Genomic DNA, 24165 nt, shown 5'->3' with positions numbered 1-24165 from the left:
CATTATTGTTCGGTTGTGGTGAGCATAGGTTGTTTCGATACTCGCAGCCATGGGCAGGCGCCGGGCTTGTCGGCAGGAGTTATTGAGATGAGCGTGGTGGCTGAACCCGTTTGCAGTTCGGATACAACGGTGAGCGCTGCGGTGCCGTGGCAAGGGGTGAAAGTCGCCCTCGCCACTTTCTTCGTGGTTGCTTGCTGGGGCTTCTCGCCGACCGGCATTCGTATCGGTTTGCAGGCCTATGATCCGGGGCATCTGGCGCTGCTTCGGTTCCTGATTGCATCGGTGTTTATGCTGTTGATCGCCTCATCGCAGCGCATCGCGTTGCCGCGCCAGAAGGATCTGCCGTTGCTCGCGGTGTTGGGTTTCTTCGCCGTCAGCCTGCATCACATCGCGCTGAATTTCGGCCAGGCCGGGGTGAGTGCCGGGGCGTCCAGTGTGCTGGTGCAATCGACGCCTTTGTTTACCGCGCTGCTGGCGCATTTCGTGTTCAAGGAGCGGGTCAGCGCCTGGCGTTGGGGCTGTGTGGCGCTCGGGTTGGTGGGCGCCGCGATTGTCGTCACCGGTGATCGCGGCATTGGCCACATGGACACGCGCGGGTTGTTGATTTTGGTGGCAGCGTTTTCCTGGAGCGTTTATTTCTCGCTGCAGAAGCGTCACAGCCATCGGTACGACGGCCTGACCATGGTCTGTTACACGGTCTGGGCGGGCACGGTGTTCCTGCTGATTTACTTGCCGGGTCTGATTGGGGAAGTCTTCAACGCTCCGCTGAGGGTCAATGTGGCAGTGGGTGTGCTGGGGCTGTTCCCTAGCGCACTGGCGTATCTGGCTTGGGCCTACGTTCTGAAGCACATGGACGTCAGCCGCGCGTCCATGAGTTTGTACCTGACACCGCCGATGGCCATCGCCATTGCCTCGGTGATGCTGGGTGAGTTGCCCTCACAGCGGGTGATCGTCGGATCGATTGTGGTGCTGGCGAGTGTCTTGGCGCTCAATCTGCGGCGGGAGAGGGCGGTGGTGTTTCCCGTCCGGGATCAGCCTGAACGTGCCCCGGTTTAGGGGCCTGGCTGTTTGCGTTTGTGGCAAGTTTCATCATTAATGTGCAGCCGGACCGTTAGTCTCTTCAGCCTCCAGACAGCACATCAGTAACAAGCTGTCGCATTTGTCATCAAGGAAGCCCCATGCGTGCAGTGACCCTCAAAACCCTTGCCCTGTCGGTGATCTTCGCCGCGAGTTCGCCGGTGTATGCCGTGGTGCTGGAAGGCGGCGCCGTCGCGTCTCCCGATCAATACGGTGCTCAGGTCGCTGCACAGATTCTCAAGAAGGGCGGCAATGCCGTCGATGCCGCTGTCGCCACGGCGTTCACCCTGGCGGTCACCTACCCCGAAGCAGGGAACATTGGCGGCGGTGGCTTCATGACGCTGTTCATGAACGGCCGACCGTACTTTCTCGACTACCGCGAAGCCGCGCCGAAAGCGGCCACGCGCAACATGTACCTGGATGAGAAGGGCGAGGTCATTCCGGGCATGAGTCTGGTCGGCGCACGTGCCTCGGGCGTTCCCGGCACCGTGATGGGGCTGTGGGAAGCCCATGAAAAATTCGGCAAGCTGCCGTGGGCCGAGCTGCTGACGCCGGCCATTGGTTATGCCAAAAACGGCTTCAAGGTCGCCGACAAGCAGTACATGTACGGTGCCGAGGCGATCAAGCAGCTCAACGGCAAGACCAATTTTGCGGATTACTTCGGCGACATGAAGACCGGCGAGACCTTCCGTCAGCCGGAGCTGGCCAAAACTTTGGAGCGTATCGCCAACAAGGGCGCCAATGAGTTTTACCAGGGGCAGACGGCTGATCTGCTGGTGGCGCAGATGCAGCACGACAACGGCCTGATCACTAAAGAGGACCTGCAGGATTACAAGGCGATCTGGCGCAAGCCGCTGCACGTGAATTTCAACGGCAACACGCTCTACACCGCGCCGCTGCCCAGTTCCGGCGGCATCGCACTGGCGCAGCTCATCGGCATGAAGCAGCAGCTTGCCGATGACTTCAAGGACGTGCCACTCAATTCGGCGCGCTATATCCATCTGCTGGCAGAAATCGAAAAACGTGTGTTCGCCGATCGCGCCAATTACCTGGGCGATCCGGACTTTTCCGTGGCGCCGGTGAACCAACTGACCGACAACGCGTACCTGGCCAAGCGTGCCCATGAAGTGAACCCTACTGCGATTTCGCCCACGGAGAACGTGAAGGCCGGGCTTGAATCGCACCAAACCACGCACTTCTCCATCGTCGATGCCAAGGGCAACGCCGTCAGCAACACCTACACCCTGAACTGGGACTACGGCAGCGGCGTTGTAGTGAAGGGCGCAGGCTTTTTGATGAACGACGAGATGGATGATTTCAGTTCCAAACCGGGCGTTGCCAACGCGTTCGGCGTGGTGGGCGGGGATGCCAATGCCATCCAGCCCGGCAAGCGCATGTTGTCGTCGATGAGCCCGAGCCTGGTCACCCGCGACGGTGCGGTCACACTGGTGCTGGGCACGCCGGGCGGCTCACGGATTTTCACCACGGTGTTTCAGGTGCTGACCAATATCTATGACTTCCACATGCCGCTGAAAGATGCGGTTGCCGCGCAGCGGGTTCATCACCAGTTGCTGCCGAAAGACACGATCTACACCGAGAAATTTGCGCCGCTGGCGACCCCGGTGGCCGACGAGCTGACGTCGATGGGTTACACCCTGAAGGACCAAGGCTGGTCTATGGGCAATGTGCAGGCGATCAAGATCGACGGCACGAAAGTCGAAACCGCGTCCGATCCCCGTGGGCGGGGTGTGGGGATGGTGGTGAAATAGGGGGTAACTGATCGTTCCCACGCTCCGCGTGGGAATGCATCTCTGGACGCTCCGCGTCCGCAGTCCAATCGCGCGGAGCGTCAGCAGCGGCGTCCCCACGCAGAGCGTGGGAACGATCACTCGGAGGAGTGAGCCTTAGTGATGCTCCCGCGTCGCGCGGAATTTCACGTCGGGCCAGCGCTCTTCCATCAAGGCCAGGTTGACCCGCGTTGGCGCGAGGTAGGTCAGGTGACCGCCGCCGTCCACGGCCAGGTTTTCCACCGCCTTGTTCTCAAATTCTTCGAGCTTCTTCTTGTCACTGCAATCGATCCAGCGGGCTGACCACACAGTGATCGGCTCGTAGGCGCATTCGACTTTGTATTCTTCCTTCAGGCGGCTGGCGACCACATCAAACTGCAGCACACCGACGGCGCCGAGGATGATGTCGTTGCTGCGCTGCGGGAAGAACACCTGCGTGGCGCCTTCTTCGGCCAGCTGCTGCAGACCCTGGCGCAGCTGCTTGGATTTCAGCGGATCCTTCAGGCGCACGCGGCGGAACAGCTCCGGGGCGAAGTGCGGAATACCGGTAAAGCTCAGGGCTTCGCCTTCGCTGAAGGTATCGCCGATCTGAATCGTGCCGTGGTTGTGCAGGCCGATGATGTCGCCGGCATAGGCTTCTTCCAGCTGTTCGCGCTCGCTGGAGAAGAACGTCAGCGCGTCACCAATGCGCACGTCCTTGCCGGTGCGCACGTGACGCATTTTCATGCCCTTGTCGTACTTGCCCGAGCAGATGCGCATGAACGCGATGCGGTCGCGGTGTTTCGGGTCCATGTTCGCCTGGATCTTGAACACGAAGCCTGCGAATTTCTCCTCGACCGGCTCGACGGTGCGCTCGTTGGCGACACGGGCCAGCGGCTTCGGCGCCCAATTCACGACGGCGTCGAGCACGTGGTCCACACCGAAGTTGCCCAGCGCGGTACCGAAGAACACCGGTGTCAGCTGGCCGTCGAGGAATTCCTGCTGGTTGAATTCATGACAGGCGCCTTGCACCAGCTCCAGCTGATCGACAAAGCGATCGTACTCATCACCCAGGTGAGCGCGTGCTTCGTCGGAGTCGAGCTTCTCGATGATTTTCACATCGGTGCGCTCATGACCGTGACCGGCGGTGTAGACGATGATGTAGTCGTCGGCGAGGTGATAAACGCCCTTGAAGTCGCGGTAGCAGCCGATCGGCCAGGTGATGGGCGCGGCCTTGATCTTCAGGACGGCTTCGATCTCGTCGAGCAGCTCGATCGGGTCGCGAATGTCGCGGTCGAGCTTGTTGATGAAGCTCACGATTGGCGTGTCGCGCAGGCGGCATACATCCATGAGCGCGATGGTGCGGGGCTCAACGCCCTTGCCGCCATCGAGCACCATCAACGCCGAGTCGACGGCGGTCAATGTGCGGTAGGTGTCTTCGGAGAAGTCTTCGTGGCCCGGGGTGTCGAGCAGGTTGATCATGTGATCGCGATACGGAAACTGCATGACCGAGGTGGTGATGGAAATGCCGCGTTGCTTCTCCATTTCCATCCAGTCGGAAGTGGCGTGACGGTCGGATTTACGCGACTTCACGGTACCGGCGACGGAAATGGCCTTGCCCATCAGCAAGAGCTTTTCAGTGATGGTGGTCTTACCCGCATCGGGGTGGGAAATGATGGCGAAAGTGCGGCGTTTCGCGACTTCGGCGGCCTGTCTGGTCATGGGAAATCGCCCGAGAGGTGATTCAAAAAAGGGCGGCGATTATAGCCCAAACCAGCGCAATAACCGAACCGTTCAGTCGATAAGGGGTGGCCAGATACCATCGCACGTGGGAACCTTTGCGGTTAAGGAGACGTCCATTCCCAGGTATCGCAAGACGCCAAGGGTTGCAAAATCAGCAAGTTAGCTTGACGAAGCTGCGCTCATGGCTTGTGTTTTCGCCGAGGTATCCACCTTTCCGGCGACCCACCCGCTGCTCTTCGCGAACGTTCGCGTGCTGCCTGAAAAGGCCGGTTCCACGCCAGACGTTCGCCGACTGAAATAAGGAGTCCGCCCGTGGCAAATCGCTATGGCAAGGGGCTGTTGGGAGGTGTGATTGTCATCGCACTCCTGGCCCTGCTGGTCCAATGGATCGGCATCAGTACCATCAGGCAATATCAGGATGATCTGCTGTTTTATCTACAAGCCCATGTGGTGCTTGTGCTGGCTTCGATGCTGGCGGCACTGGTGGTCGGCATCCCGACCGGCATTGTCCTTAGCCGACCGAACATGGTTGGCCGCGCCGAACGCTTCATGCAGATCTTCAACATCGGTAACACCGTTCCTCCTCTCGCCGTGCTGGCCATTGCTCTGGGTATTCTGGGCATCGGCAGCGGTCCGGCAATCTTCGCTTTGTTCCTCGCTTCGTTGTTGCCCATCGTGCGCAACACTTACGAAGGCCTGAAAAACGTTCAGGGTTCCCTCAAAGAAGCCGCGCGCGGCATCGGCATGACACCGCGTCAGGTGCTGTGGCGTGTCGAGTTGCCCAACGCCGTACCGATCATCATCGGCGGTGTGCGCGTGGCGCTGGCGATCAACGTCGGGACCGCACCACTGGCGTTTCTCATCGGCGCGAACAGCCTGGGCAGCCTGATTTTCCCCGGCATCGCCCTGAACAATCAGCCACAACTGGTGCTGGGCGCCGCGTGTACCGCGTTGCTCGCGCTGCTGCTCGATGGCGCCGTGACCCTGGCAAGCCGTCTCTGGCTGGAACGCGGCCTGGCTCGATAAGTCGAGCCCCGCCGAGAAAGGAATTGCTATGAAGAAGTTATGCACATTAATCATGGGCGTCGGGATGTTGCTGTCCGGTTTCGCCCATGCCGCCGATGCACCCGCTGAAACGCCTGTTCTGCGGATCGGCGCGCGGGTGTTCACCGAGCAGACCATGCTGGCCGAACTGACCGCGCAATACCTGCGCGAAAAGGGCTATGACGTCCAGATCACTGGCGGCTTGGGCAGCAACCTGGCGCGCAGTGCTCAGGAAAGCGGCCAGCTGGATCTGCTGTGGGAATACACCGGCGTGTCGCTGGTGGCCTACAACCACGTGGATGAGAAGCTCGACAGCGAGCAGACCTATCAGCGCGTCAAGGAACTGGACGCGAAGAAGGGGCTGGTCTGGCTGTCGCCGTCCAAGTTCAACAACACCTACGCGCTGGCGCTGCCGGACAAGATTGCCCAGCAGTATCCGCAGGTCAACACCATGTCTGACCTGACCACGGTGCTCAAGGCCGAGGCCGACAAGGGCCACATCGTCGCGCTGGACACCGAGTTCGCCAACCGTTCCGACGGTCTGGTGGGCATGGTCAAGCATTACGGCATGAACCTGGGGCGTGAAAACACTCGTCAGATGGACGCTGGCCTGGTCTACACCGCGCTGCGCAACGGGCAGGTTTTTGCCGGCCTCGTCTACACCACCGATGGCCGTCTGAACGCGTTCAAGCTCAAGGTGCTGGCGGACGACAAGCATTACTTCCCGGACTACACCGCGGCGCCGGTGATCCGCAAGGAATACCTGGACAAGCACCCGGAACTGTCCGATTTGCTCAAGCCGCTCGCCGCGCTGCTGGATAACCAGACCATGCGTACGCTGAACGCGCGCATCGACGTCGACCACGAAAGTCCTACCGTAGTGGCGGCTGAATTCCTGCGCGAGCATCCGATTAACCCTTCCGCCGACAGCGTGCCGGTCCCGCCGGCGACGGCGGCAAAACAGGAGGAGAAACCATGAGTTTCCTCAGTGCTTTCTCCCATCTGGACTGGAATCAGGTCATGCACCTGACCCTGCAACACATCACTCTGGTCGGCATCGCAGTGACATTGGCAATTGTCGTCGGCGTTCCACTGGGCGTGTTGATGACGCGCTTTCCGACCCTCGCTGGGCCGTTGCAGGCCAGCGCCACCGTGCTGCTGACCATTCCGTCGATTGCCTTGTTTGGTTTGCTGCTGCCGTTCTATTCGAAGTTCGGTCAGGGCCTGGGCCCGATGCCGGCAATCACCGCAGTGTTTCTCTACTCGCTGCTGCCGATCATGCGTAACACCTATCTGGCCCTCACGGGCGTTGATCCAGGTATCCGCGAAGCCGCGAAAGGCATTGGCATGACCTTCGGCCAACGTCTGCGCATGGTTGAACTGCCAATCGCCGTGCCGGTGATCCTTGCCGGCGTACGCACCGCCGTGGTCATGAACATCGGTGTCATGACCATCGCCGCGACCATCGGCGCCGGTGGTCTGGGTGTACTTATTCTTGCTTCTATCAGCCGCAGCGATATGTCGATGCTGATCGTCGGCGCCGTACTGGTCAGCATTCTGGCCATCTTCGCCGACCTGCTTCTGCAATGGCTGCAACGCTCGCTGACTCCAAAAGGATTGCTCAAATGACTGTCAAAACCATGATCGAACTGCAAAACCTGTCCAAGACCTTCCAGAGCAACGGCAAGGAAGTGAAGGCCGTCGATTCCGTGAGCCTGACCGTCAATGAAGGCGAGATCTGCGTATTCCTCGGCCCGTCGGGTTGCGGCAAAAGTACGACGCTGAAAATGATCAACCGCCTGATCATGCCGACCTCCGGCAAAGTGCTGATCAATGGCGAGGACACCACCGGTCTCGACGAAGTCACCCTGCGCCGCAACATCGGCTACGTGATTCAGCAGATCGGCCTGTTCCCCAACATGACCATCGAAGAAAACATCGTGGTGGTGCCAAAGCTGCTGGGCTGGGACAAGCAAAAGTGTCACGACCGTGCTCGCGAGCTGATGAGCATGATCAAGCTGGAGCCCAAGCAGTATCTGCATCGCTATCCACGCGAGTTGTCGGGTGGTCAGCAACAGCGCATCGGCGTGATTCGTGCGCTGGCCGCAGACGCGCCGCTGTTGCTGATGGACGAGCCGTTCGGTGCGGTCGACCCGATCAACCGCGAGATGATCCAGAACGAGTTTTTCGAGATGCAGCGCGCGCTGAACAAGACCGTGATCATGGTCAGCCACGACATCGACGAAGCCATCAAGCTGGGCGACAAGATCGCCATCTTCCGCGCCGGCAAGCTGCTGCAGATCGACCACCCGGACACGCTGCTGGCCCACCCGGCAGATGATTTCGTCAGCAACTTCGTCGGCCAGGACAGCACGCTCAAGCGCCTGCTGCTGGTCAAGGCTGAAGACGCGGCGGACAACGCCCCGTCGGTGAGCCCCGAAACCCCGGTCGCCGATGCGCTGGAAATCATGGACGAAAACGACCGCCGCTACGTGGTCGTCACCGATGCCGAAAACAAGGCGATGGGCTACGTCCGCCGTCGCGACCTGCACCGCCAGGCCGGCACGTGCGACCAATACCTGCGCCCGTTCAACGCCACCGCCGCCTACGACGAACACCTGCGCATCCTGCTGTCACGCATGTACGAGTTCAACCGCTCGTGGCTGCCGGTGCTGGATGCCGAAAACGTGTTCCTGGGTGAAGTGACGCAGGAGTCCATCGCGGCCTACTTGAGTTCCGGCCAGTCGCGCGGGATGAAGACCAGCATTGTTTCGCCGGCTGAGTTGGTGGAGCAGGCTGCGTTGAGTTGAGTTGAGGTGACGGGCCTGGGTGCTTTTGGTGCCCGGGCTGGCTCTGCGTCAATGAACTCGCTTCTACAGGTAAAATGCACTGTCCTGTGGAAGCGGTTATACACGGTGGGGGCAAGCAATTGTGGTGGGATTTATACTAGTCCCTCGTTGCGCTACCAAGTTGCGTCAGCGTAATCCGATAACTTCTTAACTGATCTCCTTCAGTAACATACTCTTCACTGAAATAGAGGTAGACCGCACCTTTCAGCGTTATGGCTACGCCATCGGGTGTTTCTTGAATTACTACGTTTTCCAAGGCGCTGTCCGTGATCATGAATTCGCTCGCCTTATTGAGCTGCTCCAGCACTTCTGAATCATCGCCCTCAAGCGGTCTGCTGATAAAAAATCGCAAAGTGTCCCGATCAGTCGCCATCGCGCCGTAGCGGGTGATGTATAGCCAGTCGCCCTGAGGGAGCTGCCGTTTCAAAACTACCTCATCAGCGTCGCTTCCGAATTCAAAAAAAGTCGCCGAACGATGCATTGAAAATCAAAACCGCTACAAGCAACCAGAATGCATGTTTGTAGGTGAACCCAAGATTCGTATCGCTTACGGTATTCATAGATTTTTAAGGGGGCGTAGCAACGGATTCGCCCGAGATTGGTTAGGCGGGTTGCAGGTCAATGGCGACGCACTCGTCATGATTATGATTCAGTAGATTCGCACTGATACCGTAGAATCATGCGTTTCGGTGAGTTCGTAAATTTGCTTGCACTTGTTAAAGTCGTCCATCGTATTTATGGGAGTATCAAAACCTACGTAATATTTGCAAAAATCGATGGCGTACTGTCGCTCCTCGGTCTCCAGATATCCATTCCAGTTATCCTCATGATCACTGCGAAATACGTTGATGAAACTGATTTTTTAGGTTGGGCGTTTTTTAATGAAAAATGTCAACTGATCGTCTTCTATCCATCGTGTTTGGTAAAAGCCCAAAAAAGGGAGTGGTGAAATTAATAACGCAATTATGAGCGAGATTTTTTTCATGCTTCAGGAGGCCTGTGCCATCGGGGTAAACGGCGCATTCACCGACGCGAGCACCTGCGACCTTGCTTCCGTCCGCCAGTCTGAACTCCACGCCAAGGGCGCCTCTCACGATCACACCGCCATCGCGGGTCTGGCTGCCTTCCGCCGCCACCCGGAAAATGCCGGTGCAGGGGTGGGCTTGCTTGTAAGCCTCACTCTCTCTCACCTGAGCCAGCGCTGCCGGACTGAACGTGGTCAGCGCCTCTTCCGAAAAGGGCGGTCGATCCAGATCACGCAGGTACTCGGAGGTGACGTCATTGTTTGTACAGCGGGGAATAGGCAGTCTTGTGCATGAATTTGATCCTTGGTCAGGTTGATTCAGCGCCTCGTACAGTTCGAGCGAAGCGAATGGACGCCAACCCTAGTGATCAGGATCAATGGGATACGTGGGGGAGAGAGATCCGGTGCGTAGGGCATTTCGGGTGATCAGGTAGCCGATGTCTGACGGACAGGTGGCTTTCGTGACGGATTACCCATTTGCCACCCACCGGGAACATCACCCTGTCACATCGGTCGGTTACTACGGGTTGATTGAACGCGCGTGGATTTCCCGTCTGGCAAAAACGGGCAGAAACGCGACATTTTTAGTTGATCTCCGGCCCCTCAGGTCCTACAGTTCGCGCCGAACGTCCATGCTGGAAACGATCCATCCGGCTCAAGTACTGACGACGAGACAGCAAGGCCAACCGTGGTGTATCACCGGATGGCCTTTTTGCTTTCGGCCGAGCAGCCTTGGGAAGTAGGCGAATCAAAGTGGGGATACGGAGGACGTTCACGAGCCGCGCGCTCACACCCATTGTTTTTTACCGTTTGCCAACAGGAGTCCCCGCATGTCGATCCAGGTCGAAGACTATTTCGAGAAAAGCACCTTCGAGAAAATGAAGGCGTTTGCCGACAAGCAAGAAACCCCGTTCGTGGTCATCGACACCGCGATGATCAGCAAGGCCTACGACGACCTGCGTGCAGGCTTCGAATTTGCCAGCATCTACTACGCCGTGAAAGCCAACCCTGCGGTCGAAATCATCGACTTGCTAAAGGAAAAAGGTTCGAGCTTCGACATCGCCTCGATCTACGAGCTGGATAAAGTGATGGATCGCGGTGTCAGCCCGGATCGCATCAGCTACGGCAACACCATCAAGAAATCCAAGGACATCCGCTACTTCTACGAGAAGGGCGTGCGTCTGTTCTCCACCGACTCCGAAGCGGACCTGCGCAACATCGCCAAGGCCGCGCCGGGCTCGAAAGTCTACGTGCGTATCCTCACTGAAGGCTCGACCACGGCTGACTGGCCGCTGTCACGCAAATTCGGCTGCCAGACCGACATGGCGATGGACCTTTTGATCCTCGCCCGCGAACTGGGCCTGGTGCCCTACGGCATCTCCTTCCACGTCGGTTCGCAGCAGCGTGACATCAGCGTCTGGGACGCCGCGATCGCCAAAGTGAAAGTGATCTTCGAGCGTCTGAAAGAAGAAGACGGCATCGTTCTCAAACTGATCAACATGGGTGGTGGCTTCCCGGCCAACTACATTACCCGCACCAACAGCCTGGAAACCTACGCCGAAGAAATCATTCGCTACCTGAAAGAAGACTTCGGTGACGATCTGCCGGAAATCATTCTGGAGCCGGGCCGTTCGTTGATCTCCAACGCCGGCATTCTGGTCAGCGAAGTGGTGCTGGTGTCGCGTAAATCCCGCACTGCCGTCGAGCGTTGGGTGTACACGGACGTGGGCAAGTTCTCCGGCCTGATCGAAACCATGGACGAAGCCATCAAGTTCCCGATCTGGACCGAGAAGAAAGGCGAAATGGAAGAAGTGGTCATTGCAGGCCCGACCTGCGACAGCGCCGACATCATGTACGAGAACTACAAGTACGGCTTGCCGCTGAACTTGGCCATCGGTGACCGCCTGTACTGGCTGTCCACCGGTGCGTACACCACCAGTTACAGCGCTGTTGAATTCAACGGTTTCCCGCCGCTGAAATCGTTCTACGTTTAAGCGTTTGCTGTTGTGAAAAGGAACCTGCGAGAGATCGCAGGTTTTTTTTGCGTCACTGTTGGGTGTGCTCGATCAGCTCTTCGGCCAGTTCCAGTCGAATCATCGCGGACTCGACCATGTTGTGGAATCGCACAATCGTGATTGAGGTGGAGAGATTGACGAACTCGTTCAATGAGCCCATCAGAAAACTTGCCAGACTTGAATAGCCCTCACTGAGATCCCTCGTAGCCTCGGCAAGTCTTGCAACGTCGCTTTCGATCTTTTGGATAAGCGCTCGTACCATGACAATCCTGGGATCGTTGCCAAGAGGATCGACGTTGTTGGCACTCGCGCAGGCAACGATCGCAGCCTGCAGAAAGTTGATCAGACGCGGCAAGATGGGCGACGAGTTCTGGTACAGGTTGTTGCAAGTAAATGATGCGCCGTCGTATTCGTGCCACAGGTTAAAGAGATGCTGCTTGGTCTGCTGAGCGAAAGGATAGCCCGCGCCTGGGCTCAATACTTTCAGCCGGCCGCTCAGTCCGAAGGGGGGGCGCGAAAAGTCCAGCGAAGCGAGAAAACCCTCGCGTTCAACCAGGTTCATCCCGTCGATGACCCTGGAATACTCTGCGGCGAACCGCCTGATATCAGCAACCAGATCCACCTGCTGATAGAAAATCCGATTGGGCCAGTCAAATAGTGCTGGCCAGTGCTTAAGCTGACCCTCTGCCTGACGAAACGTATTATCAAGACTTGGCTGATGAAGCCGGATGAACGCCTGGTTTGACGTCAGGCCAAGGTCCGTCTTTGCATGTTCAGTCAGCTGCTGCGCCTGCCGCAACGTCATGCGGTAGTTGCTGATGGCCTCGAAGTGGCTCAACTTGAAATAGGGTTTAGGCATATCGACATCCTTGTCGGCTGGAGGGCAGTAACAGCGTGCCCGCTGTCACTGCCTCAGGAGACGCCTAGCGGGCGTTCTTCAAGTACGCAATGAAGGATGGGGCCGCAGCCACCAGCCGGTCTTCGTAGTCTGCTTGATCGGCGAGCGCGAGGTGATCGACGAGGGCATTAACCGACTGATCGAGTTTTGCATACTCGGCACGTGCGCTGAAAAAGCTGTCGAACAGACCATGGATGCTGGTGATCAACTCAGTCTTGCCGGTGACAGTCTTCACGTCGGCCATGTGCTCTGCAAACGTGGCCTTCAATGCCTTGATCTTGCCGATCAGCATCTCTCGTTGCCCGTACATAGTCTGGTAGTTGATTGCTTCACCGGTGTGCTCAAGGGTTTTGCGCATATGGTCGATGGCGAACTTGATGAGTTCGACCTCAGGTGCGGCCACTCCGAGAGCGGAAATAGTCTCACCTGTAAGCAGGGTTTCTTTTGCAATGTCAACAAAGTTCCCCTTCTCCAGAAGTGCCATCGCATCGTTGATGATCTTTCTCGATTCCTCCCCCGAGGCTATCTTTTCTTCGGTGGCAGTCATTTCTTTGTTCAAATTTGCCAGATCAGCCAGCAGACCGTCCTGGTAGGTCGTGGTAAGCGCGGGGTCGAACACCACCTCAGAGAGCGTTTTGAACTGCTTTTGAAGGTCTTGCACAGCCGGGGTCAGCGCTTTTTTGAACGTGATGATCGTTTGCTCTCGAGCGTAATCGTTGACCTCTCGTTGTTCTTCGGACAACGCGTCGGTCAGCTCAGCGCGATAAATGTTGAGATTTCTTAGCGCCTTGGTGGTCACCGTTTCCAGCGTATGAAGCTTTTCGTTCACGGTTCGTTGTGCCAGCACGATCGTGGTGTGCAGCATCTGCGCTTTGGCATGCACGGAGGGTAAGTACTGAGTCTGATTGAATGCAACCTCAGCCTTGGCATTCTGCTTCAGCATTGTTTCGATACTGAGTTTGATTACATTAACGTCAGGCATGACATAGTTAACGTCGGTACTGAATGGGAAAATATTCATGAATAATGACCTTAGGCGTGAATGTTTAGATTTTTAATTTCGTTCTCGGCTTCAATGAACACTTCGTGCAGCTCGTCGGCTTGACCCAAAATGTGAGTCCACGGACCTATGACCTCGTCGAGGTGATACGCCAGAGCGCTGACCTGCAAGGCATCAGTGATGGCCTCTGATTGTTCTTTGGATGTCTTGACGAAGAGATGAAGCGAGTTCCAGACGGTGACCAGATTCTCGGTAGCCGCATCGGCCTGAAGGCTCAGGAATTCGAGATCCTGCATGTCGGCTTTCACTTGGTTCAGGCGCTTCAGAACAGTGCTCTTTGTGCCCATCTCCGCATTCTTTTTGTCTCGACTCGCCTTCAGCTCGTTGCGCGCCTTGCGGATTTTTTCGGCTTCGATCCCGGTATAAATAGCCATGCCCAAACCGATCACGTTCAGTTGGGTGGCAGAGGTCAGCGAATCCTTTACCGTCTGCTTGTAACTGGCATTTTTTTCATCGATCTCTTCGTTCAACGCTTCAATTTCGGTTTGAAGAAGAATGACGTCCTCCTTGAACGTGTTGTTGTCGATGGCTTCCAATCGAAACTTGATTTCGGCACGGACCTCGGTTGCCAGTGCCTTGGCAAAGTTGTCCAGGTCTTGTTGTAACGCGTCAGTCTGGCGCTCCCGGGCTTCGACTTTTTCAAGTAAGCTACTCAGGAACCCCGCCAGGGTCGACAGGGCTTCTTCGTCGTCTTCATCCAGCTCTACCCCTGGAAATTTATCGCCCAACTCCGCTTCGATTCTCTTCAGGTCTTCGAGCGTTTTGATTCCGTATTCTTTCAGAATTTTAAGCGATGCGATGGTGTCCAGCGTATTCGTTACATGCTTGCCCGTGTTCATAATGCTGGACGCGAAAATTTTGAGTTCATCGCTGATTGATCTGATGCGTTGGCGCAGACCCGCCCACTGACTTGCATGGGTTTTAATAATCGAGAAGGTTTTGATGAAGTCTTTGACTTCCAGTCCCCGGCCAGGCGGGTTACTTTGGTCGTACCCCAAATATGCACTGACGTCTGCGTCGCTGGTGGGTAACTGCAGACCTTTCTGTTCATAACGATACAAATCAATGATTTGCTCTTTCGTCAGGATCAACCCTTTGGGGCGGATACTTCCGGTTATATTCCCCGTCGAGGCGTCCATCAGTGTTTTCGGCGCATTGGCTGCCTTGATTACGATGGCTTCCACGGAAGCGTCGGGTGTGTCACTTAGTGCATAACTCATAATAATTCCCTGATTAATGAGAGGCCCCTTCCTGGTTCCTCTTTCATACACTTTACTGCCTTTGTTGTTGCAGTCACCGGAGACTAGTTGCGAATATCGCCTGCTGTCAAAGTCGGTTCGGCTTCATATGCTGTAGGAATATTTACGACAGCAACGTAGTTACGTCCCCAGCCCAAGAGGGCCGGGATAGGCTGAGTGAATATCTAACGTGTTTCAGCAGAATACTAAGGGGCGCCGCGTCTGCTATTCAAACGTGCGGACAAGGCATCTTGGTCGTTGCTGTTGCCCAACTCTGCCGCTTTGCTGAAATAGTCGAGTGCCAGAGCCCGTATTTCGGGATGTCTGGACTGTGTGAGCGCCTCGCGACTGATCCGCAGAAAATTGAGGTTGCCCACCTCAAGGGCGGCTTGAAACCACACAAGGGCCGCATCGACATGACCGTCATCCGCCAGCACCGAGGCATGGCTGAACTGGCCGCGGAAATCACCTGCCTGTGCTGACCGTTGATACCACTCATGCGCTGCAGCGATATCTTGCTCGCAGCAAAGACCCTCTTCCAGATAACGCCCCACCAGGTTCATCGACTTTGCATGGCCCAGTTCTGCCGCCTTCCGATAGCAGGCTAACGCGCGGGCCTGATCTTTATTGACGCCACGTCCGGTCGCCAGAAGATTGCCGTAGTTATAAAAGCCCCAATCCAGACCATCCTCGGCGGCGAGGCGATAATGCTCGGCAGCCTTTGCGGCATCCGGCTCACAGCCCCACCCATGCTCGTGGCAACGGCCGGCCATGTTCTGCGCCATGGCGTGTCCGCGACGGGCCGCAATCTGAAACCAGACCAGCGCCAGCGCCGGATCCCATTCGATGCCGCTACCGTCGAGCAATATCTGTCCGAGCAGCGCCTGGGCGTCGACGATATTGGCCTGCGCCGCAATCAGAATCGCCCGTGCGGCACTGGCCGGGCTGTCTTCAAGCATGGCGCGCAACTGGTCGCCATCGAGCACCTCTTCACGTCGCAGATTCCAGGTCATGACTCAGACCTCGACCCACTGGCGCAGCAGGTTGTGATAGGTGCCGGTGAGTTGCAGCAGCGAGGGGTGATCAGGCACGTCGCGGCTGAGTCGCTGGATGGCCGCGTCCATGTCGAACAGCAGCGTGCGCTGACCATCGTCCCTCACCAGGCTCTGGGTCCAGAAGAACGAGGCGTACCGCGCACCCCGTGTCACGGCGTTGACCTTGTGCACGCTGCTGGCGGGATAAAGCAGCAGGTCACCCGCTGGCAGCTTGACCTCACGGGTGCCGAAGGTGTCCTGAATCACCAGCTCGCCGCCGTCGTAGTCATCGGGATCGCTGAAGAACAGGGTCGATGACAGATCCGTGCGCACACGTTCGGTGCTGCCTTTGGCCTGACGCACGGCGTTGTCGATGTGGAAGTCGAAACTGCCGCCGCCGGTGTAGCAATTCACCAATGGCGGGAAGACCTTGTGGGGCAGGGCGGCGGACATGAACAGCGGGTTTTGCCACAGGCGCTCGAGCATCGCCGCGCCAATTTCCAGCGCCAGCGGATGGCCTTCCGGCAATTGCAGGTTGTGCTTGGCTTTCGCCGACTGGTGCCCGGCGGTGATCTTACCGTCAGCCCATTCAGTTTCTTCCAGCGCCTGACGGATGCGTCGCACCTCCTCGGGCGAAAACAGACCGGGGATATGTAGGAGCATGAATCGCGACCTGCGAGAAGAATGAGGCGGCGGATGATAGTGATTCTTATTGATCGTGTAAAACACCATCCCTGCGCGTGAATGGGTGGATGTGAAAATTGAGTAATGGGAAAGTGTAAAGAATGTAAGTTTTCTGCGAATGCGAAACAGTCTCAACTATATTCCGCCGCCTTATTGTTTCCTTGGGGAAGGAAAATGTCGCGCCAAGCAGAACCAGTTACCGCCCATTCACAGCGTTCCATCGTCGGCGCCGTCAGCGTCGCCCTTGCCGCGATGTCAGCCGCCCATGTGGCGCAGGCTGCGGAACCTGCATCGGATGCTCTGAATCTGGGGGCCACCAACATTGACGGAGAGCGAGCCGACACGGCTTACAAGACCGAAGAGTCTGCCTCGAAAAAGTACACCGCGCCCCTGCGCGAGACGCCGAAAAGCGTCACGGTGATCCCGCAGCAAGTCATCCGCGACACCGCGGCCACGAGCCTGGCCGACGCTTTGCGCACCACCCCTGGCATTACTTTTGGCGCGGGCGAGGGCGGTAACCCGAATGCGGATCGCCCGATCATTCGCGGCTTCAACGCAGAGAGCGACGTGTTCATCGACGGCATGCGCGACGTGGCGGCGCAGAGCCGGGAGATTTTCAACGTCGAATCGGTCGAGGTCAGCAAGGGCCCGGGCTCGGCGTTCACCGGCGCAGGCTCCACGGGTGGCAGCTTGAACCTCGTCACCAAAGGCGCCCATCTGGGCGATGACTTCAACGGCGGCTACACCTTCGGTTCGGACCAGACCCAGCGCTACACCCTCGACGTCAATAAGCAGATGACCGACACCTCGGCCTTCCGCCTGAACCTGATGAAGCATGACTCCAACGTCGCTGGCCGCAACGATGTCGACAACAGCCGTTGGGGCGTTGCGCCTTCGTTCGCATTCGGTCTGGGCACCGACACGCGGGTCAAAGTCGATTACTACCATTTGTCCACGGACGACATGCCCGACTATGGCATCCCGCTGACCAGCACCCCCGGTCGCAGCCAGTACGTGGTCGACAAGCCGGCCCACGTCAACGAAAACAACTTTTACGGCCTGACCGACCGCGACTACCGCAAGAGCGTCAACGACAGCGGCACGATCCGCCTCGAACACGACCTTAACGACAACCTGACGATCTCCAACAGCTTCCGCATGTCGCGCTCGACCCTGGACTACATCGTCACCAACCCGGACGACAGCCGAGGCAACGTCGCCCGAGGCCTGGTCTCGCGCTCGGCGAAGAGCCGCAATTCCACCTCCAGCGGCTTCGTCAATCAGACTGACCTGCAAGCGAAGTTCGACACCGGGTTCATTCAGCACAGCCTGGTGACCGGTCTCGAGTTTTCGTATCAGGACACCCATAACCGTGGCTACAACGTGCTCAGCGCCAGCGGCGGGACCATCGGATCGACCTGTAATGCAGCGCTGCTGGCGTCGGGTGACTGCACCAGCCTGTCCAACCCGTCGCCCAAAGACGACTGGAACGGCACCATCACCGACAGCCTTGCGTACACCGATACCGACACCAAAACCAGTGCGGCGTATGTCTTCGACACGCTGAAATTCAACGAGCAGTGGTCGTTGAACCTCGGCCTGCGCTATGACGATTACGACGTGCGCTCCAGCGGTTACAGCACTGGCGGCCGGGGTTCGGTGGCGGGCAGCTTTAAGCGCGAGAACACCAGCCAGCTGTGGAATTACCAGGTGGGCGTGACCTACAAGCCGCTGCCGAACGGCAGCATCTATGCGGCATGGTCGACGTCCAGCAACCCGTCGGGTGAGACCAGCGGCAACGGCGGTCTGGAAATCGCGGCGAACAACGCCAACCTCGATCCGGAAAAGAACCGCAACTATGAACTGGGCACCAAGTGGGACTTCTTCGACGACAACCTGTCGCTGACGGCTGCGCTGTTCCGCACCGAGAAGACCAACGCACGGGTGACCGATCCTGACAACGCGACGTTCCAGGTGCTGGACGGCGAGCAGCGTGTCGATGGCCTGGAGCTGACCTACAGCGGCAACATCACCGGCAAATGGAAAGTCTACGGCGGCTACACCTACATGGAGAGCGAGATCGTCAGCGCGACCAGCAAGGCGGACGAGGGCAATCACATGCCGAACACGCCGCGTAACAGCTTCAACTTCTGGTCGACCTACGAACTGATGCCGAAGCTGACCGTGGGCGGCGGCGCGACCTTCGTCGATTCGCGTTTCGGCAACGAAGCCAATTCGGTGGAGGTGCCGTCCTACTGGCGCTACGACGCGATGGCCACCTACGCGCTGACCAAGAACGTCGACCTGCAATTGAACGTGCAGAACCTGACCGACAAGCGTTACTACGACCAAGTCTTCACCACCCACTACGCGCACATGGCCGCCGGGCGTACCGCGCTGATGAGTGCCAGCTTCCACTTCTGATCCGGATGCGGCACGTCACTCCTACAGAATTTGCGCGGGCCGCACAGTGGTGGCGTGTCAGTACCTGTAGGAGTGAGCTTGCTCGCGAAGACCTTAGTTCAGTCGCCGAAGATTTCAGCGACTGTCCCGGCCTCTTCGCGAGCAAGCTCACTCCTACAGAATTTTCGTTGGACAAGCGACCGGGTGTCGTCAGCACGCCAAGAGCGCTGATGAGTGCCAGCTTCCACTTCTGATCCGGATGCGGCACGTCACTCCTACAGAATTTGCGCTCGCCGCACAGTGGTGGCGTGTCAGTACCTGTAGGAGCGACCGGGGTGGCGCTCCACCTTGCTCGCGAAGGCGGACCCTCGGCCGCTGGATATCCAACGGATGTACCAGCCTCTTCACGAGCAAGCGCACACAGCTTTGTGATAAGAATCAGCCACAGATGAGAATGTATGCCGTTTGTGCGCATAATGCGCGCCGTAGCGGGTGAGTGAGGTGTCGAGGGTGTTGAAGAAAGTCCTGTTTCAAGTGCACTGGTTCTTCGGAATCACGGCCGGTCTGGTGCTTGCCCTGATGGGGATCACGGGCGCGCTGTATTCCTTCGAGGACGAAATACTCGACGTGCTCAATCCCGATGTGCTGTTCGTGCAGCCCCAGGGCCGTCAACTGTCACTGGCCGAAATGGTCAGCAAGGTTGAAGCCCAGGGCAAAGACACGGTGGCGATGTTCCGTATCGACGTCGACGGCGACAGAATCGCCCAGGTCTGGTTCAAACCTCCGCCCGGCCAGCGTCGCGGCGAGATGCACAACTTCAACCCCTACACCGGCGACTTCACCGAGGACGCCGTAGGTCAGGACTTCTTCGGCTTCATCCTCAACCTGCACCGATTCCTTGCCGCAGGTGAGTACGGCAAGCAAGTCACCGCGGCCTGCACGCTGATCCTCGTGTTCTTCTGCCTGTCCGGGCTGTATCTGCGCTGGCCGCGCAAGCCGCTGAACTGGCGCGTCTGGCTGACCATGGACTGGGCGAAGAAGGGACGCAGTTTCAATTGGGACCTGCATTCGGTGTTCGGCACCTGGTGCCTGATCATCTATCTGCTGCTGGCGATTACCGGACTGATGTGGTCCTACGACTGGTTCAGCAACGGCATGACCAAACTGATTGGCGATCCCCCCGTGGCGGGTGAACAGCGCCGTGGCGGAGGACCGCGTCCTGGTCCTGCTGTGAAAGAGGCGCCCAAGGCAATCACGGTCTCGGCGCCGGACTACGACGCCATCTGGCAGACCATCCAGAGCGCCGCCGGCCCCGACCTCAAGACGTACAACCTGCGCATGCCCCAGGCACCGGGCCAGATGGCGACGGTGTTCTACCTCCTTAAAACCGCGCCGCACCCCCGTGCGTTGAACCAGATCACCCTCGATCCTGCCGACGGCTCGCTCAAGGCGGTGTCACGCTATTCCGAGAAAAGCCTCGGTTCACAGCTGTTGATCAGCAACTATGCGCTGCACACCGGCAGCTATTTCGGCCTGATCGGGCGCATCGTCGTGACCGTGGCCGCGTTGCTGATGCCGCTGTTTTTCATCACCGGCTGGTTGCTCTACCTGGACCGCCGACGCAAGAAGCGCGAGATCCGCAACGCGCGCGGTGAAGTGTCGACAACAACCGGCGAGCAGGGCGCGGCCTGGTTGATCGGCTTTGCCAGCCAGAGCGGATTCGCCGAGCAACTGGCCTGGCAGACGGCGAGCCAGCTGCAAACCGCCGGTGTGCCGGTCAAGGTGCAGCGTCTGGGCGACATCACCGAGCAGGACCTGCATCAGAGCCGCAACGCGCTGTTCGTCGTCAGCACCTTTGGCGACGGCGAGGCACCTGACAGCGCCCGAGGCTTCGAGCGCAAAGTATTGGGTCGGCCGCTGGCGCTGGACAATCTCAACTACGCAGTACTTGGGCTGGGCGATCGCCAGTATCAGCAGTTCTGCGGTTTCGCTCAGCGGCTTCACGGCTGGTTGGCCGAGCGGGGCGGACACACGCTGTTCGCACCAGTGGAAGTGGACGGCGGTGACGGCGCGGCGCTGCAACACTGGCAACAGCAACTGGGCCAGCTGACAGGCTCGACGCCGACGACCGTCTGGCAAGTGCCGGCGTATCAGAACTGGACGCTGGTGGCCCGGGAATGGCTGAACCCCGGAAGCGTGGGTTCTAAAGTGTTCTTGCTTGGGCTGACGTGCGAGTCGGCGACCCGTTGGGAGGCCGGCGATCTGGTGGAGGTATTGCCGCGCAACCCGGCGTCTGCGGTCGAGCAGTTCCTGTCCGGGTTGGGCATTGCTGCTGACACCCAGGTCAGCGTCGACGGTCTGAGCGAGACCCTCGGCCAGGCCTTGTGCACGCGTCAGTTACCGGTCAATCGCAGTCATCTGGTGGGCTTGCACGCGCAGGCGTTGATCGATGCGCTGGTGCCGTTGGCCATGCGTGAGTATTCGATCGCGTCTATTCCCGAGGACGGTGTGCTGCAACTGATCGTGCGCCAGGAGCTGCACCCCGATGGCAGTCTTGGGCTGGGTTCGGGCTGGCTGACCGAGCATGTCGCGGTGGGCGGCACTGTCAGTCTGCGGGTGCGTCGCAACAGTGGTTTCCACCTTCCGGCCGAGTCGGCGCCGATGATTCTGATTGGCAACGGCACCGGATTGGCGGGCCTGCGCAGCTTGCTCAAGGCGCGCGTCGCAGCAGGTGAGCTGCGCAACTGGTTGCTGTTTGGCGAGCGAAACAGTGCGCACGATTTCCACTGCGCGGATGAGCTTAATGGCTGGCTGGCGAGTGGCGATCTCGCGCGTCTGGACCTGGCGTTTTCCCGGGATCAGGCTGAGAAGATCTACGTGCAGGATCGGCTGCGGGAAGCGGCTGATGAGCTGCGTCACTGGCTGGCCGAGGGCGCTGTGATTTACATCTGCGGGAGTCTGGAAGGCATGGCAGCCGGGGTCGATGAAACGTTGAACGCATTGCTGGGTGAGGACGCGGTTCGGGAGTTGATCGAGCAGGGTCGGTATCGGCGGGATGTTTATTGAGGTGGTTCTTCCTGCGATGGAACCGGTTCATTCCCGGCTAAAGGCGGTCCCGCTGAATGCACGCGATCCCCTGTAGGAGCCGGCTTGCTGGCGAATGCGGTGTGTCAGTCTATATCTTCATATCTGACCCACCGTGTTCGCCAGCAAGCCGGCTCCTACAGTTAAATCGCGTGCATTCAGTAGGGCCGGGTTCAGCCGGGAAACACGCCGGTGCCTAAAGTCATCCGTTATCGCGAAGCCGTGGTTCAGACGCCACAAAATCAAGGCACAAAAAAAGGCCGTTGCGCTCACACGCAACGGCCTTTTGCTTACTCAACCATCACGCCACAAACTGTTCCGCGTAATGGCAGGCAACCTGACGGTTGTCGACCCAACGCAGTTCCGGCACTTCGACGGCGCAGCGTTCGGTCGCGTACGGGCAGCGCTTGTGAAACGCGCAGCCCGACGGCGGGTTCAGCGGGTTGGGCAGCTCGCCGACGATTTTGATCTTCGGCTTCGACGGGTCCGGGTGGATCGTCGGAGTCGCCGACAGCAGCGCCTGGGTGTACGGGTGCAGCGGACGGTTGTAGATCTCGTCCTTGGGACCCATTTCGGCCGGGCGACCGAGGTACATCACCAACACCGTGTCGGCGACGTGACGCACCACCGCCAGGTTGTGGGAGATGAACACGTAACCGGTGTTGAACTCCTGCTGCAGGTCCATGAACAGGTTCAGCACCTGGGCCTGAATCGACACGTCGAGCGCGGAAGTCGGTTCGTCCGCCACCAGCACTTTAGGCTGCAGCATCATCGCCCGCGCCAGCGCGATACGTTGACGCTGACCGCCGGAGAACATGTGCGGGTAGCGCTGATAGTGCTCGGGACGCAGACCGACCTGAGCCATCATCGCCTGCACTTTCTCGCGACGTTCGGCGGCGGAAAGGCTGGTGTTGATCAGCAGGGGCTCGCCCAGTTGATCGCCGACTTTCTGCCGCGGATTGAGCGACGCATACGGGCTCTGAAACACCATCTGCACGTCTTTGCGCAGCTGCTTGCGTTGCGCCTTGGTCGCGCCGGTGACTTCCTGACCGGCGATTTTCAGCGAACCTGAAGAAGGCTCTTCGATCAGCGTCAGCGCGCGGGCCAGCGTCGACTTGCCGCAGCCGGACTCACCGACCACCGCCAGGGTCTTGCCGGCTTCGAGTTCGAACGACACGCCGTTGAGGGCGCGCACGGTTGCATGGGGCTTGAACAGCCCACGGGACACATCGTAGTGACGAGTAAGGTCACGAGCGGTCAGTACGATTTCGCTCATCACGCCACCTCCTGATTCAGCGGAAAGAAGCAACGCGCCAGGCTATGGGCTTTCGGGTCGAGGCCCGGGCGTTGCTGGCGGCATTTGTCCTGGACGTACGGGCAGCGCGGCGACAGCAGGCAGCCACTTGGACGGTCGTAGCGACCCGGGACGATACCCGGCAGCGTCGACAGGCGCGCGGCGCCCATGCTGTGCTCGGGAATCGCCGCCAGCAGTGCTTCGCTGTACGGGTGCGCCGGGACGTCGAACAGCCCCGGCACTTGACCCACTTCCACGGCTTGGCCGGCGTACATCACGCAGACCCGCTGGGCGGTTTCAGCCACCACCGCAAGGTCGTGAGTAATGAGCACCAGCGCCATGTCCTGCTCTTTTTGCAGGGCCAGCAGCAGGTCCATGATCTGCGCTTGAATGGTTACGTCCAGCGCGGTAGTCGGTTCGTCAGCGATCAGCAGCTTCGGCTCGCCGGCGATGGCCATGGCGATCGCAACACGCTGGCTCATGCCGCCCGAGAGTTGGTGCGGGTAGGCGTCCAGACGCTGTGCGGCGCCCGGGATTTCAACCTTCTGCAGCAATTCCAATGCGCGCTGATGGGCCGCACGACCCGACAGACCCAGGTGCTGCTTGAGCACTTCCTTGATCTGGAAACCCACGGTGTAGCTCGGGTTCAGGGCTGTCATCGGGTCCTGAAAGACCATCGACATGTCTTTGCCGACGATTTTGCGACGCTGGCGCGCATTGAGCGTGAGCATGTCCTTGCCGTCGAAGACCAGGGCGTCGGCGGAGACGATGCCGGGGTGCTCGATCAGGCCCATGAGCGCCATCATGGTCACGGATTTACCCGAGCCCGACTCGCCCACGATTGCCAGTACTTCGCCCTTGTCGACGGCCAGATCCAGGCCGTCGACGACCGGGGTGGCCGTGGCGTCGCCAAAGCGCACGTTGAGGTTCTTGATGTTTAAAAGAGACATTC

General features: G+C 58.7%; 17 protein-coding genes and 1 pseudogene. 9 read left to right on the top strand and 9 right to left on the bottom strand.

Annotated features, from left to right (window positions below):
• Positions 1 to 87: 87 nt before the first annotated feature.
• Positions 88 to 1056, top strand: coding sequence for a DMT family transporter (locus ACQKEN_RS12960; RefSeq protein WP_427685950.1), 969 nt, complete (start codon positions 88 to 90; stop codon positions 1054 to 1056).
• Positions 1057 to 1178: 122 nt separating this feature from the next.
• The gene (gene ggt, locus ACQKEN_RS12955) at positions 1179 to 2846 is read left to right on the top strand and encodes a gamma-glutamyltransferase (protein WP_427685949.1); all 1668 of its coding nucleotides are present in this window, start codon (positions 1179 to 1181) and stop codon (positions 2844 to 2846) included.
• Between the two features lie 135 nt (positions 2847 to 2981).
• Here ggt and ACQKEN_RS12950 read toward each other — a convergent pair whose 3' ends face one another.
• Positions 2982 to 4565, bottom strand: coding sequence for a peptide chain release factor 3 (locus tag ACQKEN_RS12950; protein ID WP_427685947.1), 1584 nt, complete (start codon positions 4563 to 4565; stop codon positions 2982 to 2984).
• A 333-nt stretch (positions 4566 to 4898) separates the two neighbouring features.
• Between ACQKEN_RS12950 and ACQKEN_RS12945 the strand changes: the two genes are divergently transcribed.
• Genes ACQKEN_RS12945 through ACQKEN_RS12930 form a run of 4 tightly spaced genes read left to right on the top strand, consistent with a single transcriptional unit; the run spans position 4899 to position 8440 of the window.
• On the top strand, positions 4899 to 5612 hold the full coding sequence (locus tag ACQKEN_RS12945; protein ID WP_065990221.1) for an ABC transporter permease: 714 nt from the start codon (positions 4899 to 4901) through the stop codon (positions 5610 to 5612).
• Between the two features lie 28 nt (positions 5613 to 5640).
• A complete protein-coding gene (locus ACQKEN_RS12940) occupies positions 5641 to 6609 on the top strand; it encodes a glycine betaine ABC transporter substrate-binding protein (protein ID WP_427685945.1) in 969 nt (322 codons plus the stop codon).
• The gene (locus ACQKEN_RS12935) at positions 6606 to 7259 is read left to right on the top strand and encodes an ABC transporter permease (protein WP_108120811.1); all 654 of its coding nucleotides are present in this window, start codon (positions 6606 to 6608) and stop codon (positions 7257 to 7259) included. Before ACQKEN_RS12940 ends, ACQKEN_RS12935 begins: the two co-directional genes overlap by 4 nt.
• 11 nt (positions 7260 to 7270) lie before the next feature.
• The gene (locus tag ACQKEN_RS12930; protein ID WP_108120962.1) at positions 7271 to 8440 is read left to right on the top strand and encodes a betaine/proline/choline family ABC transporter ATP-binding protein; all 1170 of its coding nucleotides are present in this window, start codon (positions 7271 to 7273) and stop codon (positions 8438 to 8440) included.
• Positions 8441 to 8576: 136 nt separating this feature from the next.
• On the opposite strand, the pseudogene ACQKEN_RS12925 reads toward ACQKEN_RS12930, so the two are convergent.
• A pseudogene (locus ACQKEN_RS12925) lies at positions 8577 to 9039 on the bottom strand (hypothetical protein).
• Between the two features lie 1294 nt (positions 9040 to 10333).
• On the opposite strand from ACQKEN_RS12925, the gene ACQKEN_RS12920 reads away from it, so the two are divergent.
• Positions 10334 to 11497 carry a type III PLP-dependent enzyme gene (locus ACQKEN_RS12920; RefSeq protein WP_108120815.1) on the top strand — a complete coding sequence of 388 codons (1164 nt, stop codon included), beginning with the start codon at positions 10334 to 10336 and terminating at the stop codon, positions 11495 to 11497.
• Positions 11498 to 11549: 52 nt separating this feature from the next.
• Here ACQKEN_RS12920 and ACQKEN_RS12915 read toward each other — a convergent pair whose 3' ends face one another.
• From ACQKEN_RS12915 to ACQKEN_RS12895, 5 genes are all read right to left on the bottom strand, one after another.
• A complete protein-coding gene (locus ACQKEN_RS12915; protein ID WP_427685942.1) occupies positions 11550 to 12377 on the bottom strand; it encodes a hypothetical protein in 828 nt (275 codons plus the stop codon).
• Between the two features lie 64 nt (positions 12378 to 12441).
• Positions 12442 to 13437 (bottom strand): alpha-xenorhabdolysin family binary toxin subunit B, encoded by a 996-nt coding sequence (locus ACQKEN_RS12910; protein WP_427685940.1) that lies wholly within the window; start codon positions 13435 to 13437, stop codon positions 12442 to 12444.
• 11 nt (positions 13438 to 13448) lie between these two features.
• Positions 13449 to 14696, bottom strand: a complete 1248-nt coding sequence (locus ACQKEN_RS12905) for an alpha-xenorhabdolysin family binary toxin subunit A (RefSeq protein WP_427685938.1) — start codon at positions 14694 to 14696, stop codon at positions 13449 to 13451.
• 224 nt (positions 14697 to 14920) lie between these two features.
• Positions 14921 to 15727: a tetratricopeptide repeat protein gene (locus ACQKEN_RS12900; RefSeq protein WP_427685936.1), complete on the bottom strand. Its 807-nt coding sequence runs from the start codon at positions 15725 to 15727 to the stop codon at positions 14921 to 14923.
• Between the two features lie 3 nt (positions 15728 to 15730).
• Positions 15731 to 16411 (bottom strand): Fe2+-dependent dioxygenase, encoded by a 681-nt coding sequence (locus tag ACQKEN_RS12895; RefSeq protein ID WP_427685934.1) that lies wholly within the window; start codon positions 16409 to 16411, stop codon positions 15731 to 15733.
• Between the two features lie 195 nt (positions 16412 to 16606).
• Here ACQKEN_RS12895 and ACQKEN_RS12890 point away from each other — a divergent pair, with 195 nt between their 5' ends.
• Both ACQKEN_RS12890 and ACQKEN_RS12885 read left to right on the top strand, forming a co-directional pair.
• On the top strand, positions 16607 to 18856 hold the full coding sequence (locus ACQKEN_RS12890; protein ID WP_427685932.1) for a TonB-dependent receptor: 2250 nt from the start codon (positions 16607 to 16609) through the stop codon (positions 18854 to 18856).
• A 492-nt stretch (positions 18857 to 19348) separates the two neighbouring features.
• Positions 19349 to 21901 carry a PepSY domain-containing protein gene (locus ACQKEN_RS12885; protein WP_427685986.1) on the top strand — a complete coding sequence of 851 codons (2553 nt, stop codon included), beginning with the start codon at positions 19349 to 19351 and terminating at the stop codon, positions 21899 to 21901.
• A 319-nt stretch (positions 21902 to 22220) separates the two neighbouring features.
• Here the strand turns inward: ACQKEN_RS12885 and ACQKEN_RS12880 are convergent, their stop codons facing one another.
• Complete coding sequence (locus tag ACQKEN_RS12880; protein ID WP_108120822.1) at positions 22221 to 23195, bottom strand: peptide ABC transporter ATP-binding protein; 975 nt, start codon at positions 23193 to 23195, stop codon at positions 22221 to 22223.
• Positions 23195 to 24163, bottom strand: coding sequence for an ABC transporter ATP-binding protein (locus ACQKEN_RS12875; RefSeq protein WP_427685930.1), 969 nt, complete (start codon positions 24161 to 24163; stop codon positions 23195 to 23197). The genes ACQKEN_RS12880 and ACQKEN_RS12875 overlap by 1 nt, the downstream gene beginning before the upstream one ends.
• Positions 24164 to 24165: the final 2 nt, after the last annotated feature.

This window comes from Pseudomonas sp. NPDC078416, from assembly GCF_050268485.1.
Lineage (GTDB): Bacteria > Pseudomonadota > Gammaproteobacteria > Pseudomonadales > Pseudomonadaceae > Aquipseudomonas.
Note: the sequence above shows the minus strand (reverse complement) of the source record. Positions and strands in the feature narration are given on the sequence as shown.